This window comes from Kitasatospora sp. NPDC015120 (assembly GCF_043080305.1).
Taxonomy (GTDB): Bacteria; Actinomycetota; Actinomycetes; order Streptomycetales; family Streptomycetaceae; genus Kitasatospora.
In genome coordinates, this window is sequence record NZ_JBIBVJ010000024.1 from 80,304 (window position 1) to 99,045 (window position 18,742).

Consider the following 18,742-nt stretch of genomic DNA (forward strand, 5'->3'; position numbering starts at 1 on the left):
CGGCGAGGGCCCCCGGGGGATCGCTCCCCGGGGGCCCTCGCCGTGCGTGCGGTGCGCGTCGGCGGACCGGATCAGCCGCTGAACTCCTCCTGGCTGCGGTGCGCCTGCTCCAGCAGCTCCTGGACGCCGGCCAGCTCGGACTCCAGCTTCGCCGCCCTGGAGGCGTTGCCGGCCGCCCGGGCCTTGTCCAGGTCGGCCCGGAGCTTGTCCGCCTTGGCCTGGAAGAGGCCGACCATGCCGGCGGCGCGGGCCTTGGCCTCCGGGTTGGAGCGCTTCCACTCGGCGTCCTCGGCCTCGCGGACGGCCCGCTCGACCGCGTTCAGCCGGCCGTCCAGCTTCGGGCGGACGTCGCGCGGGACGTGGCCGATCGCCTCCCAGCGCTCGTTGACCTCGCGCAGGGCCGCCTTCGCCGCCTTGAGGTCGGTGATCGGCAGGATCGCCTCGGCCTCGGACGCGAGCGCCTCCTTGAGCTTCTGGTTGGCGACCTGCTCGGCGTCACGCTCGCTGAACACCGCGGAGCGCGCCTGGAAGAAGACGTCCTGGGCGCCGCGGAACCGCGCCCACAGCTCGTCCTCGACGTCGCGCTGGGCCCGGCCGGCGGCCTTCCAGCGCGCCATCAGGTCACGGTAGCGGGCCGCGGTGTCGCCCCACTCGGTCGACGAGGAGAGCGCCTCGGCCTCGGCGACCAGCTGCTCCTTGGTGAGCCGGGCCTGCTCGCGCTCGGCGTCCAGCGCCGCGAAGTGCGACTTGCGGTGCTTGGAGAAGACCGAGCGGGCGTGCGAGAAGCGGTGCCACAGCTCGTCGTCGCTCTTGCGGTCCAGGCGGGGCAGGCCCTTCCAGGTGTCCACCAGGGCGCGCAGCCGGTCGCCGGCCTCCCGCCACTGGGTGGACTCGGCGAGCTGCTCGGCCTCGGCGACCAGCGCCTCCTTCGCGGTGCGGGTCTCGTCCTGGGCCTTGGCCCGGGCCGCCTTGCGCTCCTCACGACGGCTCTCGATCTCGCCGGAGAGCACGTCCAGCCGCTGGGCCAGCGCCGCCAGGTCGCCCACCGCGTGCGCCTCGGTGACCTGCTCGCGCAGGTGCTCCAGGGCGGCCTGGGCGTCCTTGGCGGCCAGGTCGGTGGTGCGCACCCGCTTCTCCAGCAGGCCGATCTCCACCTCGATGCCCTGGTACTTGCGCTCGAAGTAGGCGAGCGCCTCCTCGGGCGAGCCGGCCTGCCAGGAACCCACGACGCGTTCGCCGTCGGCCGTCCTGACGTAGACCGTGCCCTGCTCGTCCACACGGCCCCACGGGTCGCTGCTCATAGCGCGTCCTCCACATGACGTCGCGCCCGCGCCGGGGCGGTACGCGTCCGTCGTCCACAGTTGATGTGCGGCGGACCGATGAGTCCGCCGTCCCCGTCCGCCGTGTTCTGCTGCCGAGGGTGACGGCAGGCGGGTCCGGGCACCCTACACAACGCCAACATAGGCGACCAGGACCGGTGCTGTCCGCATCCGGGCCGGGCGATTTCGGTCCGGGGCCGCCCCGGTCACGCCGCCGGGGCGGCGGGGGACGGCCCCGGGGCGGGTCAACCCTTGACGGCGGTCACCGAGTTGAGGGTGACGTCGGCCATCGGGTGGCCGTCCCCGCCGCCCTCCAGGGTGCCCGCGGCGGCGATCTTCTGGAGCACGTCCAGGCCGCCGGTGATCGTGCCGAACGGGGTGTAGTTCGGGGACAGCTGGGTGTCCTTGTAGACCAGGAAGAACTGGCTGCCGTTGGTGCCCGGGCCGGCGTTGGCCATCGCCACGGTGCCGGCCGGGTAGGTGGCGCCGGTGAGGTTCTCGTCGGCGAACTTGTAGCCGGGGCCGCCGGTGCCGCCCGGGGCGGTGGCGCTGGCCGTCGGGTCGCCGCACTGCAGCACGAAGATGCCGTCGGTGGTGAGCCGGTGGCACTTGGTGTGGTCGAAGTACTGCTCGCCGGCCAGGAAGGTGAAGGAGTTCACGGTGTGCGGCGCCTTGGCGGCGTCCAGCGAGAGCGTCACCTTGCCGCAGTTGGTGTCCAGCGTCACCGCGTAGGTGGCCTTGGTGTCGACGGTCATGGCCGGCTCGGCCTGCCACTGCTTGCCGTTCGGCGCGCCCGCCGCCGGCTCCCCGCAGCCCTCGACCGGCTTGCGGGCCGGCACGGTGGGCTCGGCGGGGGTCGGCGCGGCCTGCGCGGCGGGGCTGTCCTTCTTCTTGTCGTCCGAGTCGAAGGCGCCGGTCGCGAACAGGGTGCTGCCACCGGCCAGCACGACCACGGCGAGTGAGGCACCGAGGATCGTGTTGCGACGCTTGCGCGCGGCCGCCTGGGCGGCCCGGCGCTCCATCTGGCGCTCGTACTTCTCCCGGGCGAGCTGCCGCCGCCGCTGTTCGCTGCTGACCACCGGCTGTGTCTCCTACGGATGTGCTGATCGCGGATGTGGGGGCTTCGTCTGTGTGCGACGCCGATGCGGATCATCGCACCCATCGGCGGTCAAGTGTAGGGACCGCGACCGTAAGAACGGGGTGAACCGTTCAGCTCGAAGTGAACCTGTCACGCCTATCTGGTTCGCAACCGGACCCGCACCGCCGGTAGGCTGCCCCTACATCACAGTTCGTAGCCGCAGCCGAGGCCGCCACGGCGAGGAACGCCGAAGAGCCGAAGACCGACACCGAAGGACGCGCGTGTTCATCGCCGGATTCCCCGCAGGAGCCTGGGGCACCAACTGCTACCTGGTCGCGCCGGGGCCGGGCGAGGAGTGCGTCATCGTCGATCCGGGCCACCGGGCCGCCGCCGGCGTCGACGAACTGGTCCGCGAGCACCGGCTCAAGCCGGTCGCCGTCCTGCTCACCCACGGCCACATCGACCACGTCGCCTCCGTGGTCCCGGTCTGCGGCGCCAGGGGCGTGCCGGCCTGGATCCATCCCGAGGACCGCTCCATGATGAGCGACCCGGAGAAGGCGCTCGGCCGCTCGCTGGGCACCCAGCTGATGGGCGAGCTGACCGTCGGCGAGCCCGATGACGTGCGCGAGCTCACCGACGGCAGCGTGCTGGAGCTGGCCGGCCTGTCCCTCACCGTCGACCACGCCCCCGGCCATACCAGGGGGTCGGTGACGTTCCGGACGCCCGGCGCCGAGGACCTTCCCCCGGTGCTCTTCTCGGGCGACCTGCTCTTCGCCGGCTCCATAGGGCGAACCGACCTCCCGGGCGGGGACGGCGAGGCGATCATGCGCTCGCTGGCCCGGGTGTGCCTGCCCCTCGACGACGCCACCGTGGTCCTCTCCGGCCACGGCGGACAGACCACCATCGGCCGCGAGCGCGCCACCAACCCCTACCTCCGGCAGGCAGCGGGGGCGGCCGGCGCCCCGGCTTTCCCGCGACGAGGAATGTGACGGAAGAGAAGTTGAGCACCTTCACCGCCCCCAAGGGCACCTACGACCTGCTGCCGCCCAGCTCCGCGACCTTCCTGGCGATCCGCGAGGCGATCGCCGCGCCCGCCCGCCGGGCCGGCTACGGCTACGTCGAGACCCCGGTCTTCGAGGACGTCAAGCTGTTCTCCCGCGGCGTCGGCGAGTCGACCGACATCGTCACCAAGGAGATGTACACCCTCACCACCAAGGGCGGCGACGAACTCGCGCTGCGCCCCGAGGGCACCGCCTCCGTGCTGCGCGCCGCGCTCCAGGCCAACCTGCACAAGCAGGGCAACCTGCCGGTCAAGCTCTGGTACTCCGGCTCCTACTACCGCTACGAGCGCGCCCAGAAGGGCCGCTACCGCCAGTTCTCGCAGGTCGGCGCGGAGGCGATCGGCGCCGAGGACCCGGCGCTGGACGCCGAGCTGATCATCCTCGCCGACGACGCCTTCCGCGCGCTCGGCCTGAGCGACTACCGCCTGCTGCTCAACAGCCTCGGCGACAAGCAGTGCCGCCCGGTCTACCGCGCCGCCCTGATCGAGTTCCTCGCCGGCCTGGACCTCGACGAGGACACCCGCCGCCGCGCGGAGATCAACCCGCTGCGGGTGCTCGACGACAAGCGCGAGTCGGTGCAGGCCCAGCTCGGCGACGCCCCGATGCTGCGCGACTACCTCTGCGAGGACTGCAAGGCCTACGACGAGAAGGTCCGCGAGCTGCTCACCGCCAACGGCGTCGCCTTCGTCGACGACCCCAAGCTGGTCCGCGGCCTCGACTACTACACCCGCACCACCTTCGAGTTCGTGCACAACGGCCTCGGCGCCCAGTCCGCGATCGGCGGCGGCGGCCGCTACGACGGCCTGTCCGAGATGATCGGCGGCCCCGCGCTGCCCTCGGTCGGCTGGGCGCTCGGCGTGGACCGCACCTTCCTGGCCCTGGAGGCCGAGGGCGTCGCCCTCGACCTGCCGGCCGCCACCTCCGTCTACGCCGTCGCGCTCGGCGAGGAGGCCAAGAACGTCCTGTTCGCCAAGGTGATCGAGCTGCGCCGGGCCGGCGTCGCCACCGACCTCGCCTTCGGCGTCAAGAGCATCAAGAACGCCATGAAGTCCGCCGACCGTTCCGGCGCCCGCTTCGCCCTCGTCGCCGGTGACCGCGACCTCGCCGAGGGCGTCGTCCAGCTCAAGGACCTCACCACCGGCGAGCAGAACCCCGTCGCCCTCGACGCACTCGTCACCACCCTGAAGGAGAAGCAGCTGTGATCCGCACGCACGACGCGGGCACGCTCCGCCCGGAGCACGCAGGCACCACCGTCACCCTGGCCGGCTGGGTCGCCCGCCGCCGCGACCACGGCGGCGTGGCCTTCATCGACCTGCGCGACGCCTCCGGCACCGTGCAGATCGTGGTCCGCGACCTCGACTCGGTGCACGGCCTGCGCGCCGAGTACTGCGTCAAGGTGGTCGGCGACGTCCGGGTGCGCCCCGAGGGCAACGAGAACCCGGACATCCCGACCGGCGCCGTCGAGGTCGTCGTCAGCGCGATCGAGGTCCTCTCCGAGGCCGCGCCGCTGCCGTTCCCGGTCGCCGAGTACGAGCCCGGCACGGTCAACGAGGAGGTGCGCCTGCGCTACCGCTACCTCGACCTGCGCCGTGAGGGCCCGGCCAAGGGCCTGCGCCTGCGCTCCAAGGTCAACAACATCATCCGCCGGGTGATGGAGGAGAACGACTACCTCGACATCGAGACGCCGTACCTCACCCGCTCCACCCCCGAGGGCGCCCGCGACTTCCTCGTCCCGGTCCGCCTGCAGCCCGGCCACTGGTACGCCCTGCCGCAGTCGCCCCAGCTGTTCAAGCAGCTGCTGATGGTGGCCGGCATGGAGCGCTACTACCAGATCGCCCGCTGCTTCCGCGACGAGGACTTCCGCGCCGACCGCCAGCCGGAGTTCACCCAGCTGGACATCGAGGCCTCCTTCGTCGACCAGGAGGACGTCCTGGCCCTCGGCGAGAAGATCATCGGCGCCATCTGGCGCGAGGTCCACGGCTACGAGATCCCCGACCCGCTGCCGCGGATGACCTACGCCGAGGCCATGGGCCGCTACGGCTCCGACAAGCCGGACGTCCGCTTCGGCCAGGAGCTCACCGACCTCACCGCCTACTTCCAGGGCACCGACTTCCGGGTCTTCCAGGCCCCGTACGTCGGCGCCGTGGTCATGCCCGGCGGCGCCTCGCAGCCGCGCAAGCAGCTCGACGCCTGGCAGGACTGGGCCAAGGCGCGCGGCGCCCGCGGCCTCGCCTACGTGCTCATCGACGCCGAGACCGGCGAGCTGCGCGGCCCCGTCGCCAAGAACCTCTCCGAGGAGCACCTGGCCGGCCTGGCCGCCGCCGCCGGCGCCAAGAACGGCGACGCGATCTTCTTCGCGGCCGGCAAGGAGCGCCCCTCCCAGGAACTGCTGGGCGCCGCCCGCCTGGAGATCGGCCGCCGTTGCGAGCTGATCGACGAGTCCCAGTGGGCCTTCCTGTGGGTCGTCGACTTCCCGATGTTCGAGCCGATCGAGGACGACAAGGGCGCGTTCCAGGGCTGGCACGCCGTGCACCACCCCTTCACCGCCCCCACCGCGGAGTCGCTGGCCACCTTCGACACCGACCCGGGCAGCGCCCTGTCCAACGCCTACGACCTGGTGCTCAACGGCTCGGAGCTGGGCGGCGGTTCGATCCGTATCCACCAGCGGGACGTGCAGAAGCGGGCGTTCGACGCGATCGGCCTGTCCGAGGAGGAGGCCGCCTCGCAGTTCGGCTTCCTGCTGGACGCCTTCAACTACGGCCCGCCGCCGCACGGCGGTGTCGCCTTCGGCCTGGACCGGATCGTCACCCTGCTCGGCGGGTACGACACCATCCGGGACGTCATCGCCTTCCCGAAGACGTCCACCGGCGGCGACCCGCTGACCGGAGCCCCCACCCCGATCACCCCGGCGCAGCGGCGCGAGGCCGGCGTCGACGCCCAGCCGAAGGTCCGCGAGGACGGCAAGTCCGAGGGCCAGCCGAAGGCCTGACACCCCGTCGGCCGACATCGGCTAACCTTTCACGGCCCCGGGCGGCATTTCCGCTGTCCGGGGCCGGTCCACAACGGTGTGCGACAGAGAGAGGTCCCGCTGTGAAGGTCAGTACCAGGATCGAGTGTCCCGAGGACGCCCCGGCCACCAGACGTGTCCACATGGCCGCCTTCCCCGGCCCCGACGAGGCCGACCTGGTCGACGCGCTGCGCCGCGATCCGGCCTGGCTGCCGGACCTGTCGGTGGTCGCGGTCGACGACTCCGGGCTGGTGGTCGGCCACGCGCTGCTCACCCGGCTGCGGGTCGGCGAGGGCAGGGGGCTGGCGCTCGCGCCGGTCGCCGTCGCGCCCGAGTGGCAGCGCAAGGGGGTCGGCGAACTGGTGGTCAGGGCCGCGCTGACGGCCGCCGAGGACGCCGGCGAGAAACTCGTCGTCGTGCTCGGCGATCCCGACTACTACAGCCGCTTCGGCTTCATCCCGGCCCAACGGCACGAGGTGAGCGGTCCGTTCGACGTGCCGGAGGGCTACCTCCAGACGCTCGCGCTGCCCGCCTACGACGGCTCCCCGCGGGGCCTGTGCCACTACCCCGAACCCTTCGAGGCCGTCTAGCCGCGTCCGGCCGGCGGACCCGTCAGACCGACGGAGCCGTCCGGGCCCACCGGGCCGGCTCTCCACCCAGGCCTATCGTGGCGCGGCAGCTGCGCACGAACGCGGTCATGGCGGGCGTCGGCTCCCGGTCCTTCGGCCAGTAGAGCCCGACCTGGCTCGGGCTCAACCCTCGCACCGGCCGGTACGCGACATCCTCGCGCGGTGCCAGCCGGCTCATGGTCTCCGGGGCGAAACCGACGCCCTGGCCGCACACCACCGCGGCCAGCCACTCGTCGGTGTTGTGCGCCACCGCGCCGATCCGCACAGGTCGCCCGCCCCGCTCCCGGACCGCCAGCCAGTAGTCGCGCCAGTGCCCGGCCTCGTGCGGGATCGCCACGAAGGGCTCGTCGAGCAGCTCCTCGAAGTCGATCACCGCACGGGCGGCCAGCCGGTGTCCGGCCGGCAGCGCCGCGCAGCGCGCCTCCTCGCCCAGCACGGCCACGTTGTACCGCTCGGAGAGCGACGGCGGGGCGTGCCAGAGCGTCAGGTCGATCTCGCCGCCGGCCAGGCCCGAGGTCGGGTCGAACCAGTTGTTCTGCCGCAGCTCCACCTGCCAGCCCGGCATCCGGCGGACGAAGTCCGCGACGGTGCGCCGGCTCATCAGGTTGATGATGCCGCCCTCGAATCCCACCCGCAGCGTCGAGCCCTGGTCCGCCGCGGCCGCCCGGGTGGCGCGCAGCGCCTCCTCCCAGCCCGCCAGCAGCACCCCCGCGTGCGCCGCCAGCGCCCAGCCGGCCCGGGTGGGCGCCATGCCGCGCCGCGAGCGTTCGAACAGCTCCACCCCGAGGACGCTCTCCAGCTGGCGGATCTGCTTGGTCAGCGTCGGCTGGGAGACGAACAGCCGGGCCGCCGCCGCGGTGAGCTGGCCCTCCTCGCAGACCGCGGCGAAGCTGCGCAGCAGGCGGGTGTCGACATCCATGCCCCCAGGTTATGGAACCGGAAATTGGACCCGTCCGGCAGGTCTGGGTCATGGTGGATCGTTCGGTCTTCGGACCGGTCGACGGGGGAGCCCGGCAGCGGCGGTTCAGGGGGCCGCCGCTGCCCGGCCGAAACCCCCGGACCTGCGGGAATCCATGCCAGGACGTACGGTGAGGGGTCATCAGCACCCACCGAACGGAGGCACCCAGGTGGCAGCGAAGGCCCAGCGCGAGAAGAGCGCCGCGGACCGGCGGACCGCTCCGGGCGAACGTCTGGCGAAGAAGCCCTACGAGCAGGAACTGCTGCGGCTGCAGAACGAGTTGGTGAAGCTCCAGGAATGGGTGCGCGCCGAGGGGGCCCGGCTGGTGGTGGTCTTCGAGGGGCGTGACGCGGCCGGCAAGGGCGGTGCGATCAAGCGGGTGACGGAGTACCTGAACCCGCGCATCGCCCGGGTCGCCGCGCTGCCCGCGCCCACCGAGCGGCAGCGCACCCAGTGGTACTTCCAGCGGTACGTCGAGCACCTGCCGGCCGCCGGGGAGATCGTGCTGTTCGACCGCAGCTGGTACAACCGGGCCGGGGTCGAGAAGGTGATGGGCTTCTGCACCGACGAGGAGTACTGGCAGTTCCTGCACCAGTGCCCGACCTTCGAGCGGATGCTCACCGAGTCCGGTCTGCTGCTGCGCAAGTACTGGTTCTCGGTCAGCGACACCGAGCAGGAGCGGCGCTTCCGGGACCGGCTGGAGGACCCGATGCGGCGGTGGAAGCTCTCGCCGATGGACGTCGAGTCGATCACCCACTGGGAGGACTACTCGCGGGCCAAGGACGAGATGTTCCTGCACACCGACACCCCCGAGTCGCCCTGGCACGTGGTGGAGAGCGACGACAAGCGGCGGGCCCGGATCAACATGATCGCCCACCTGCTCTCCACGCTGCCGTACCGCGAGGTGCGGCCGCCGGAGATCGAGCTGCCGGAACGCCCGCCCTCCAGCGGCTACCAGCGGCCCCCGCGCGAGCGCCAGAAGTTCGTCCCGGACCACGCGGCGGAGCTCGGGTCCTAGGAGGGCCGGTCGGTGCCGGGCGGGTCGTGCCGGTCCGCGGGAGGCGCCGCGGGCTGTCGGCGGGCTCGCATAGGCTTCCGGTGTGGACGAACCGGACCTCTTCACCGCCGCCGCCGAGGAACGCCAGAGCAAGGAACCCGGCCGGGCGCCGCTCGCCGTGCGGATGCGCCCGCGCACCCTCGACGAGGTGGCGGGCCAGCGGCAGCTGCTCAAGGAGGGTTCCCCGCTGCGCCGGCTGGTCGCGGGGTCGCGCGGTCCGGCGGCGACCAGTTCGGTGATCCTCTGGGGCCCGCCCGGCACCGGGAAGACCACCCTGGCGCACGTCATCAGCCAGGCGGTGGAGGGCCGGTTCGTCGAGCTGTCCGCGATCACCGCCGGGGTCAAGGAGGTCCGCGCGGTCATCGACGGCGCCCGCCGCGCGGTCGGCATGACCGGCCGCGAGACGGTGCTCTTCCTCGACGAGATCCACCGGTTCTCCAAGGCCCAGCAGGACTCCCTGCTGCCGGCCGTGGAGAACCGGTGGGTCACCCTGATCGCGGCGACCACCGAGAACCCGTACTTCTCGGTGATCTCCCCGCTGCTCTCCCGCTCGCTGCTGCTCACCCTGGAGTCGCTGACCGACGACGACGTCCGGGCGCTGCTGCGCCGCGCGGTCGCCGACGAGCGCGGCCTGGAGGGCGCGGTCGAGCTGAGCGCCGAGGCGGAGGACCACCTGGTGCGGCTGGCCGGCGGGGACGCCCGCAAGGCGCTCACCACGCTGGAGGCGGCGGCCGGCGCGGCGCTGGAGAAGGGCGAGGCGAGCATCACGCTGGCCACCACCGAGACCGCCGTCAACCACGCGGCCGTCCGCTACGACCGGGACGGCGACCAGCACTACGACGTGGCCAGCGCCCTGATCAAGTCGATCCGGGGCAGCGACGTGGACGCCACGCTGCACTACCTGGCCCGGATGATCGAGGCGGGGGAGGACCCGCGGTTCATCGCCCGCCGGCTGATGATCTCGGCGAGCGAGGACATCGGCCTGGCCGATCCGACGGCGCTGCAGACGGCGGTGTCGGCGGCCCAGGCGGTGGCGCTGATCGGCTTCCCCGAGGCGCGGATCATCCTCTCCCAGGCGGCCATCGCGCTCGCCCTGGCGCCCAAGTCCAACGCCGCGTACCTGGCGATCGACGCGGCGCTGGCGGACGTCCGGCAGGGGCTGGCCGGGCCGGTGCCGCCGCACCTGCGGGACGCGCACTACGGCGGCGCGGGCAAGCTGGGGCACGGCCAGGGCTACCGCTACCCGCACGACCTGCCGGAGGGCATCGCGGCGCAGCAGTACGCGCCGGACGCGGTGCACGGCAAGGCGTACTACCGCCCGACCCGCCACGGCGGGGAGGCCCGGTACGCCGACGTGGTGGAGTGGACCAGGGCGCGGCTGCGGGGGGAGCCGCGGAGCGCCGCCAAGGGGGAGCCGAAGGGGGCGTCCGGGGCCGGGCCCGCGGCCGGGGCCAAGGGCGAGCCGGAGGGCGGGGAGCAGCCCGGGTCGGGGGCCGGGTGATCTGCCGGTATACTCGTGCGGAGTGCCATGTCCCGGGACGGCGGCGGGGGAGACCCCGGCCGACCGGCCGCACCAGCGGGACACCGGCCGTCGGCCTCCTCCGGGAGGTCCGCACCAGGAGCGTCGCGCACCGTCCCGGTGTCGCGGTCGAACCGGTTCCCGGTTCGACCGTGTGACCTGCACATTCTCGTGCCCGGCTCCGGAGAGCGGCTGATCGCACTGCCCTCGGGCGGTGGGGTTTTCTCCGGGTCGCGACATGCGACCTCCGTCAACACCTGGTGAAGCCGTATTCGTGAGCAAGGAAGGTTTGGTTCATGGCGAACCAGAAGCGCCCCAAGGTCAAGATCGCGCGTGCGCTCGGCGTGCCGCTGACCCCGAAGTCCGTCAAGTACTTCGAGGCCCGCCCGTACCCGCCCGGCCAGCACGGCCGTGGTCGCAAGCAGAACTCGGACTACAAGGTCCGTCTGGTCGAGAAGCAGCGTCTGCGCGCTCAGTACGACCTGAGCGAGAAGCAGATGGCGCGTGCGTTCGACCGCGCGAAGAAGGCCGAGGGCAAGACCGGTGAGGCGCTCGTCGCCGAGCTGGAGACCCGCCTCGACGCCCTGGTGCTGCGTTCGGGCATCGCCCGCACCATCTACCAGGCCCGTCAGATGGTCGTCCACGGCCACATCGAGGTCAACGGCGGCAAGGTCAACAAGCCGTCGTACCAGATGAAGCCGGGCTACGTGGTCACCGTCCGCGAGCGCAGCAAGGAGAAGGTCCCGTTCCAGGTCGCCCGTGAGGGTGGCAACGCGGGCGAGGGCCAGACCCCGAAGTACCTTGAGGTCAACCTGAAGGCCCTGGCCTTCCGCCTGGACCGCGCGCCGCAGCGCAAGGAGGTCCCGGTGATCTGCGACGAGCAGCTCGTCGTCGAGTACTACTCGCGCTGACCCGCGAGCGGTATCACCTGCGGTACCCAGCGAGCCCCCGTCGCCCTCGTGGCGACGGGGGCTCGCCCCTGTTCCGGGCGGGTCAGTAGGACTCGCCGGTCATCGCGGAGGCCAGCCGCAGGTGCGGGCGGGCCTCCTCGGCGCGGCCCTGGCGCTCCAGGGTGCGGCCGAGCATCAGCCGGGCGTAGTCCTCGGTGGGGTCGGCGTCCAGCACCCGGCGCAGCTCGGCCTCGGCCTTGCGCAGCTGGGCGGAGTGGAAGTAGCTGCGGGCCAGCAGCAGCCGGACCGACAGGTTGGCCGGCTCCTCGGCGAGCACCCCTTCGAGCATGCGGGCGGCGTCGGTGTACGCCTTGGACTCGAAGTAGAAGTTCGCCATGCGGTACTCGTCGGCGATGTTGGCCACGGGATGCTCCCTCGGTGGTGCGGTGGTTCCGCCCGCTCCAGCAATGGACAAGATTCAACTATTCCCGGCCCCCGGCGGCGCTCCTCACCGCCCGACGGGGGAGGGCCGGGGCGCCGGCGGCGGCAGCGGTCCGGGGCCCGGCCGCGGGCCCGGGCCGTCCGGGGACCCGCCGCCGCCCAGCGCCCGGTGCACGGCGGCGTCCAGGTCCAGCCGGGCGCCGGTGGCGAAGGAGTCGGTGAACTCCTGCTCGGTCAGCCCGGCGCCGGCGCGCTCCTCGCAGGCCCGGTGCGGGCCGTTGAAGGCGCGCGAGCCGAAGAACGGCCTGCCCACCGCCCGCCAGATCCGGTGCGCCGCCCCCTGCAGCACCCGGGCCTCGCGCAGGTCCCCGCTCTCCCCGGGGCCGGCCGGCTCGGTCTCCAGCAGCGCCAGCAGGTCGATCGCCAGCACGATGCCCAGCAGGTCGTGGAAGAGGTGGTTGAGCCGCACGCTCTCCCGGGCCAGCGTCCGGGCCGGGCGGATCTCGCCCTTCAGCCAGTGCGCGTACGCCAGCGCGTAGAGCGCGTACGCGTACGCCCACTGCTCGCCGTGCTCCTCGCACAGCTCGCGGACCTGGCCGAGCCACAGCTCGCCGCTCTCCCGGTCGCCCTGGAAGAGGTGGGCGAGGCCCAGCTCGAACATCGCCATCAGCACGTTGCTGTCGAGTTCGCCGATGGTGCGGTAGTGCCAGAGCGACTCCTCGAACAGCTCGACGGCGCGGGCGGGCTCGTCGCCGATCAGCGCGGCGCAGCCCTGCCGGTGCACGGCGTGGGCGAGCGCGCGGTCGTCGCCGGTGGCCAGTGCCTGGCGGCGGCACTCCTCCAGGGCGGGGCGGGCGGCCGCCAGGTCGCCCTGCAGGGTGGCGGTGTAGCCGGTCACCCAGAGGGCCTTGGCGCGGGCCCCGGTGGGTTCCGGGGCGAGCGCCAGCGCCCGGTCCAGCCAGTGCCGCCCCTCGCCGAGGTGGCCGCAGCCGACCCAGTAGAACCAGAGGGTGCCGGCCATCAGCAGGGCCGTCTGCTCCTCGCCGGGCTCGGTCAGGCAGTACTCCAGGGCGGCCCGCAGGTCGGCGTGCACCAGCGCGGTGCGCTCGGCGGTCTCGGCCTGCCGGGGCCCGAACCACTCGACCTCGCCCCAGGTGGCCACGCCCAGGAACCAGTCCCGGTGCCGGCGCAGCAGCCGGTGCTCCTCGCCGCCGGCCCGCAGCCACTGCAGCCCGTACGCGCGGACGGTGTCCAGCAGCCGGAACCGCACGCCGTGGGGGCCCGCCACGCGCAGCACGACGGACTTGGCGACCAGCTCGGTGAGGTGGTCGAGCAGATCGTCGGGGTCGACGCCCTCGCCGGTGCAGACGTACTCGGCGGCGTCCAGGTCGAAGCCGCCCGCGAAGACCGCGAGGCGGGCCCAGAGTAAACGTTCCTGCACCGTGCAGAGCTCATGGCTCCAGCCGATCGTGGTGCGCAGCGTGCGGTGCCGCGGAAGGGCCGCCGGATCGCCGCCGGTCAGCAGCCGGAAGCGGTCGTCCAGCCGGGCCTCGATCTGCTCCACCGACAGCGCCCGCAGCCGCCCGGCGGCCAGCTCCACGGCCAGCGGGATGCCGTCCAGCCGGCGGCACAGACGTGCGACCGTCCCGGCGTTCGCGGCGGTCACCTCGAAGGACGGCAGCACCGCCCGGGCCCGGTCCGCGAACAGCCGCACCGCGTCCGGCAGGGCGGCGTCCCCCTCCGGGGCGGCCGTCGCCGCCGGATCGTCCGGATCATCCGGACCGACCGGACCGACCGGGCCGACCGGCAGCGGGTCCAGGGTCAGCAGGTGCTCGCCCGCCGTGCGCAGCGCCACCCGGCTGGTGGCCAGCACCCGCAGCCCCGGCACGGCCCGCAGCAGTGCCCCGGCCAGCTCGGCGCAGTCCGCCGCCAGGTGCTCGCAGCCGTCCAGCACCAGCAGCAGCCGGCGCCCGGCCAGCTGCTCGGCCAGCACCTCCAGCGGGGCCCGCGCGGTGCCGTCGGGCAGCCGCAGCGCCTCCAGCACGGCGTGCCCGAGCAGCCGCCCGCTGCGCACCGGGGCGAGCTCGACCAGCCAGGTGCCGTCCGGGAACGCGCCGGCCGCCCGGGCCGCCGCCCGCAGGGCCAGTCGGCTCTTCCCGACCCCGCCGGGGCCGGTGACCGTCACCAGCCGGTGCCCGGCCAGCATCCCGGCCAGCGCGGCCAGTTCGCGCTGCCGGCCGACGAAGCTGGTGACCTCCGCCGGGAGCCGCCCCGGTGCCGGCCGGTCCGGCCGTGGTCTCGATTCCCCGTCCAAGCCCGCTCCCCGCTTCGAGGCCCCGGCCTGGCCGGCCCGGGCGTCCGTCCGTCTGCGCCGCCTGGGTGGCGGCCCGCCTGGCAGAACGAGGTGACCGGCGGGTAGGTTACGCGCGCGGATCGCACACCCGGTCGGATCGCCGCGCCCCGCGCGGGAAACCCGGTCCGGAAAGTCCGTGCGGTCGCGATAGGGTTCCGTAGGGCATGAGTGCCCGGAGAACTGCAAGGCGAGGGAGCGCGCAAGGTGTCCGTGGGAGAGCTGGCCGGCCTGCTCGTCGCCGTGTTCTGGGCGGTCCTGGTCACCCTGCTCGCGGTCGTGCTGGTCCGGCTGTCGCGGGTGCTCAAGGAGGCCACCGTCCTGGTCTCCGCCGTCACCGAACAGGCCGTGCCGCTGCTGACCGACGCCGGCACCGCCGTGCGCAGCGCCAACGAGCAGCTGGAGCGGGTGGACGAGATCACCGCCAACGTGCAGGACGCGGCGGCCAACGCCAACGCGCTCTCCTCCACCGTCGCGGCCACCCTCGGCGGCCCGCTGGTCAAGGTCGCGGCGTTCAGCTACGGCGTGCGCAAGGCGGTCGCCAAGCAGCAGGGCGGGGTGTCGCTGCCGGCCCAGCCGGCCGAGCGCGAGGAGCTGGCCCGGCTGATCCGGGCCGAGGTGCGCGCCGCGACCGCGCCCAGGAACGGCCTGCTCTCCCGGGTCCGGCGCGCGGTGAGGGGCTGACGGCATGGTGCGACGCATCTTCTGGATGGCGGTCGGCGCCGGCGCCACCGTCTGGGCCATGAACAAGGCCAACGAGGCCGTGCACCGGCTCACCCCGGACAGCCTCTCCGGCACCGCCGCCCGCAACGCCCTGCACCTGGGCGACCTGGCCAAGCAGTTCGCCCAGGACGTGCGTTCCGGCATGAACGAGCGCGAGGAGCAGCTGCGCGAGGACCTCGGACTCGACGGCACCGCCGTCGTCGAGCCGCGCCGCCGAGGGGTGCTGCGCGGCGAGCCCCAGTACCGAGCTATCTCGGCGGCGCCCGGGAGCCCGGCCGCCGCCCTGCCTCCGTCCAGCAGTGCCCGCGCATCGTCCTCCGACGGTGCCCGCACCACCCCCCAAGCCATCGAGAGAACGCCCCGGCGCGCGCTTCCGCCGCGGGGCGGTACCAACCGGAAGGACCACTAATGGAGTCGGCAGAGATCCGCCGCCGCTGGCTGCGCTTCTTCGAGGAGCGCGGCCACACCGTCGTTCCGTCGGCGTCCCTGGTCGCCGACGACCCCACCCTGCTGCTGGTCAACGCCGGCATGGTCCCGTTCAAGCCGTACTTCCTGGGCGAGGTCAAGCCGCAGTTCTCGCGCGCCACCAGCGTGCAGAAGTGCGTGCGCACCCTGGACATCGAGGAGGTCGGGAAGACCACCCGGCACGGCTCCTTCTTCCAGATGTGCGGCAACTTCTCCTTCGGTGACTACTTCAAGGAAGGAGCCATCAAGTTCGCCTGGGACCTGCTCACCACGCCCGTCGCGGACGGTGGCTACGGCCTGGAGCAGGAGAAGCTCTGGATCACCGTCTACCAGGACGACGACGAGGCCGAGCAGATCTGGCGCGAGGTCATCGGCGTGCCCGCCGAGCGGATCCAGCGCCTCGGCATGAAGGACAACTTCTGGTCGATGGGCGTCCCCGGCCCGTGCGGCCCGTGCTCGGAGATCAACTACGACCGCGGCCCCGCGTACGGCGAGGAGGGCGGCCCGGCCGTCAACGGCGAGCGCTACCTGGAGATCTGGAACCTGGTCTTCATGCAGTACGAGCGCGGCCACGGTGACGGCAAGGACGGGTTCGAGATCCTCGGCGACCTGCCGAGCAAGAACATCGACACCGGCCTCGGCCTGGAGCGCCTGGCCGCCATCCTCCAGGGCGTCGACAACCTCTTCGAGATCGACACCAGCCGGATGATCCTGGACCGGGCCGCGGCGCTGACCGGCCACCGCTACGGCGCCGACCACAAGGCGGACGTCTCGCTGCGCGTGGTCACCGACCACATCCGCACCGCGCTGATGCTGGTCGGCGACGGCGTCACCCCCGGCAACGAGGGCCGCGGCTACGTGCTGCGCCGCATCCTGCGCCGCGCCATCCGCAACATGCGGCTGCTGGGCGCCACCGAGCCGGTGGCCAAGGAGCTCATCGACACCGCGATCAAGGCGATGGCCCCGCAGTACCCGGAGCTGGAGACCGACCGCAAGCGCATCGAGACGGTCGTCGTCGGTGAGGAGGCGGCCTTCCTGCAGACCCTGAAGGCAGGCACCAACCTGCTGGACGCCGCGGTCACCGAGACCAAGCAGGCCGGCGGCGTGGTGCTCTCCGGCGACCAGGCGTTCAAGCTGCACGACACCTACGGCTTCCCGATCGACCTGACCCTGGAGATGGCCGAGGAGCAGGGCCTCCAGGTCGACGAGGCCGGCTTCCGCCGTCTGATGCAGGAGCAGCGGGACCGCGCCAAGGCGGACGCCAAGGCCAAGAAGACGGGCCACGCCGACGTCGCCGCGTACCGGGAGGTCGCCGACACCTCGGGCGCCAGCGTCTTCACCGGCTACACCCTCACCGAGGGCGAGGCCACCGTGGTCGGCCTGCTGGTGAACGGCGTCCCGGCGCCGGCCGCCTCTGAGGGCGACGAGGTCGAGATCATCCTCGACCGCACCCCGTTCTACGCCGAGGGCGGCGGCCAGCTCGCCGACCACGGCCGGATCCGGCTGGAGTCCGGCGCGGTCGTCGAGATCCGCGACGTGCAGCAGCCCGTGCCGGGCGTCATCGTGCACTCCGGCGGCGTGCTGTTCGGCGAGGTCGTGCTCGGTTCCTCGGCGTACGCCACCATCGACGTCGAGCGCCGCCGGGCGATCGCCCGCGCCCACTCGGCCACCCACCTGACCCACCAGGCGCTGCGCGACGCGCTCGGCCCGACGGCCGCCCAGGCCGGCTCCGAGAACGCCCCGGGCCGCTTCCGCTTCGACTTCGGCTCTCCCGCCGCCGTGCCCGGCAGCGTGCTGACCGACGTCGAGCAGAAGATCAACGACGTGCTGACCCGCGAGCTGGAGGTCACCGCCGAGGTCATGACGATGGACGAGGCCCGCAAGGCCGGCGCCATCGCGATGTTCGGCGAGAAGTACGGCGACGAGGTGCGGGTCGTCACCATCGGCGACTTCTCCAAGGAGCTGTGCGGTGGCACGCACGTCGGCAACACCGCCCAGCTGGGCCTGGTGAAGCTGCTCGGCGAGTCCTCGATCGGCTCCGGCGTGCGCCGGGTGGAGGCCCTGGTCGGCGCCGACGCCTACCGGTTCCTGGCCCGTGAGCACACCGTGGTCGCCCAGCTGACCGAGCTGGTCAAGGGCCGCCCGGAGGAGCTGCCGGAGAAGATCTCCGGCATGCTCGCCAAGCTCAAGGACGCCGAGAAGGAGATCGAGCGCTTCCGCGCCGAGAAGGTGCTCGCGGCCGCCGCGGGCCTGGCCGACTCGGCCGAGGACGTGCACGGCATCGCCGTGGTCGCCGCCCGGGTCGCCGACGGCACCGGCGCCGACGAGCTGCGCAAGCTGGTCCTCGACGTGCGCGGCCGCCTCGGCTCGCGCCCGGCCGTGGTCGCCGCCTTCACCGTGGCCAACGACCGCCCGCTGACCGTGATCGCCACCAACGAGGACGCCCGCGGCCGCGGCATCAAGGCCGGCGAGCTGGTCCGCACCGCGGCCAAGACCCTCGGCGGCGGCGGTGGCGGCAAGGACGACGTCGCCCAGGGCGGCGGCACCAACCCGGCCGCGATCGACGAGGCCGTCGCCGCGGTGCGCGGCCTGGTCGCGGAGCGTGCCTCCTGATGGGGTCCGCGGTCTGATGGAGTTCGAGGAGAAGCCCTTCCGGCGCGGGCGGCGGATCGCCGTCGACGTCGGGGACGCCCGGATCGGGGTCGCGTCGTGCGACCCCGACGGGGTGCTCGCCACCCCGGTGGAGACCGTGCCGGCCGGGGTGAAGTCGCAGGCCAGGATCGCCGCGATCGTCGAGGAGTACGGCGCGATCGAGGTGATCGTCGGGCTGCCGCGCTCGCTGAGCGGCAAGGAGGGGCCGGCGGCGGAGAAGGTCCGCGGCTACGCGGCCCGGCTGGCCAACCGGCTCTGGCCGGTGCCGGTCCGCCTCGTCGACGAGCGGATGTCCACCGTCACCGCGACCCACGGGCTGCGCGCCTCGGGGGTCAAGGCCAGGAAGGGCCGCTCGGTGGTCGACCAGGCCGCCGCGGTGGTGATCCTGCAGACCGCCCTTGAGTCCGAACGGGTGAGCGGACGCCCTCCCGGCGAGAGCGTCGAGGCGGCGGGCTGACCGGCCTGTTCTAACGTCCCGAAGAGGGGTGCGGGGGGGCGCGGCCGCCCCCCCCCCCCAGCCCGGGGCGGCGGGGCCCCGGGCCCCCCCCCCCCCCCCCGGGCCCCCCCCCGCCCCCCCACCCACCCAAACCCCC

The 18,742-nt window shown here is 73.2% G+C and carries 16 protein-coding genes; 11 read left to right on the forward strand and 5 right to left on the reverse strand.

Annotated features, from left to right (window positions below):
• Positions 1-71: 71 nt before the first annotated feature.
• Together ACF1AK_RS32250 and ACF1AK_RS32255 are read right to left on the reverse strand one after the other, a co-directional pair.
• A complete protein-coding gene (locus tag ACF1AK_RS32250; protein WP_391502371.1) occupies positions 72-1,301 on the reverse strand; it encodes a DUF349 domain-containing protein in 1,230 nt (409 codons plus the stop codon).
• Between the two features lie 263 nt (positions 1,302-1,564).
• Positions 1,565-2,398: a peptidylprolyl isomerase gene (locus ACF1AK_RS32255; protein WP_391502372.1), complete on the reverse strand. Its 834-nt coding sequence runs from the start codon at positions 2,396-2,398 to the stop codon at positions 1,565-1,567.
• A gap of 280 nt (positions 2,399-2,678) precedes the next feature.
• Between ACF1AK_RS32255 and ACF1AK_RS32260 the strand changes: the two genes are divergently transcribed.
• From ACF1AK_RS32260 to ACF1AK_RS32275, 4 genes are all read left to right on the forward strand, one after another.
• The gene (locus ACF1AK_RS32260; RefSeq protein WP_391502373.1) at positions 2,679-3,386 is read left to right on the forward strand and encodes an MBL fold metallo-hydrolase; all 708 of its coding nucleotides are present in this window, start codon (positions 2,679-2,681) and stop codon (positions 3,384-3,386) included.
• 11 nt (positions 3,387-3,397) lie between these two features.
• Positions 3,398-4,660, forward strand: a complete 1,263-nt coding sequence (gene hisS / locus ACF1AK_RS32265; protein ID WP_391502374.1) for a histidine--tRNA ligase — start codon at positions 3,398-3,400, stop codon at positions 4,658-4,660.
• Positions 4,657-6,447: an aspartate--tRNA ligase gene (gene aspS, locus ACF1AK_RS32270; protein WP_391502375.1), complete on the forward strand. Its 1,791-nt coding sequence runs from the start codon at positions 4,657-4,659 to the stop codon at positions 6,445-6,447. The genes hisS and aspS overlap by 4 nt, the downstream gene beginning before the upstream one ends.
• Before the next feature lie 101 nt (positions 6,448-6,548).
• Positions 6,549-7,055, forward strand: a complete 507-nt coding sequence (locus ACF1AK_RS32275; RefSeq protein ID WP_391502376.1) for a GNAT family N-acetyltransferase — start codon at positions 6,549-6,551, stop codon at positions 7,053-7,055.
• 22 nt (positions 7,056-7,077) lie between these two features.
• Here the strand turns inward: ACF1AK_RS32275 and ACF1AK_RS32280 are convergent, their stop codons facing one another.
• The gene (locus tag ACF1AK_RS32280) at positions 7,078-8,013 is read right to left on the reverse strand and encodes a LysR family transcriptional regulator (protein WP_391502377.1); all 936 of its coding nucleotides are present in this window, start codon (positions 8,011-8,013) and stop codon (positions 7,078-7,080) included.
• Between the two features lie 271 nt (positions 8,014-8,284).
• Between ACF1AK_RS32280 and ppk2 the strand changes: the two genes are divergently transcribed.
• The 3 genes from ppk2 (at position 8,285) to rpsD (ending at position 11,539) form a co-directional block, all read left to right on the forward strand.
• The gene (gene ppk2, locus ACF1AK_RS32285; RefSeq protein WP_391502387.1) at positions 8,285-9,070 is read left to right on the forward strand and encodes a polyphosphate kinase 2; all 786 of its coding nucleotides are present in this window, start codon (positions 8,285-8,287) and stop codon (positions 9,068-9,070) included.
• An 82-nt stretch (positions 9,071-9,152) separates the two neighbouring features.
• Positions 9,153-10,610, forward strand: coding sequence for a replication-associated recombination protein A (locus ACF1AK_RS32290; protein ID WP_391502378.1), 1,458 nt, complete (start codon positions 9,153-9,155; stop codon positions 10,608-10,610).
• A gap of 314 nt (positions 10,611-10,924) precedes the next feature.
• Positions 10,925-11,539, forward strand: coding sequence for a 30S ribosomal protein S4 (gene rpsD / locus ACF1AK_RS32295; RefSeq protein WP_350545081.1), 615 nt, complete (start codon positions 10,925-10,927; stop codon positions 11,537-11,539).
• Between the two features lie 82 nt (positions 11,540-11,621).
• On the opposite strand, the gene ACF1AK_RS32300 is transcribed toward rpsD, so the two are convergent.
• On the reverse strand, positions 11,622-11,915 hold the full coding sequence (locus ACF1AK_RS32300) for a tetratricopeptide repeat protein (RefSeq protein ID WP_380761315.1): 294 nt from the start codon (positions 11,913-11,915) through the stop codon (positions 11,622-11,624).
• Positions 11,916-12,026: 111 nt separating this feature from the next.
• Positions 12,027-14,273, reverse strand: a complete 2,247-nt coding sequence (locus ACF1AK_RS32305) for an ATP-binding protein (protein ID WP_391502379.1) — start codon at positions 14,271-14,273, stop codon at positions 12,027-12,029.
• 243 nt (positions 14,274-14,516) lie between these two features.
• On the opposite strand from ACF1AK_RS32305, the gene ACF1AK_RS32310 reads away from it, so the two are divergent.
• From ACF1AK_RS32310 to ruvX, 4 genes are read left to right on the forward strand one after another with little or no spacing between them, the layout of a single operon-like run.
• Entirely contained in the window at positions 14,517-14,993 is a 477-nt protein-coding gene (locus tag ACF1AK_RS32310) for a DUF948 domain-containing protein (protein ID WP_391502380.1), read from the forward strand.
• 4 nt (positions 14,994-14,997) lie between these two features.
• Positions 14,998-15,441, forward strand: a complete 444-nt coding sequence (locus tag ACF1AK_RS32315; protein WP_391502381.1) for a DUF6167 family protein — start codon at positions 14,998-15,000, stop codon at positions 15,439-15,441.
• On the forward strand, positions 15,441-18,110 hold the full coding sequence (gene alaS / locus ACF1AK_RS32320) for an alanine--tRNA ligase (protein WP_391502382.1): 2,670 nt from the start codon (positions 15,441-15,443) through the stop codon (positions 18,108-18,110). The genes ACF1AK_RS32315 and alaS overlap by 1 nt, the downstream gene beginning before the upstream one ends.
• Positions 18,111-18,126: 16 nt before the next feature.
• Positions 18,127-18,606 carry a Holliday junction resolvase RuvX gene (ruvX, locus tag ACF1AK_RS32325; RefSeq protein WP_391502383.1) on the forward strand — a complete coding sequence of 160 codons (480 nt, stop codon included), beginning with the start codon at positions 18,127-18,129 and terminating at the stop codon, positions 18,604-18,606.
• The last annotated feature ends 136 nt before the right edge of the window (positions 18,607-18,742 follow it).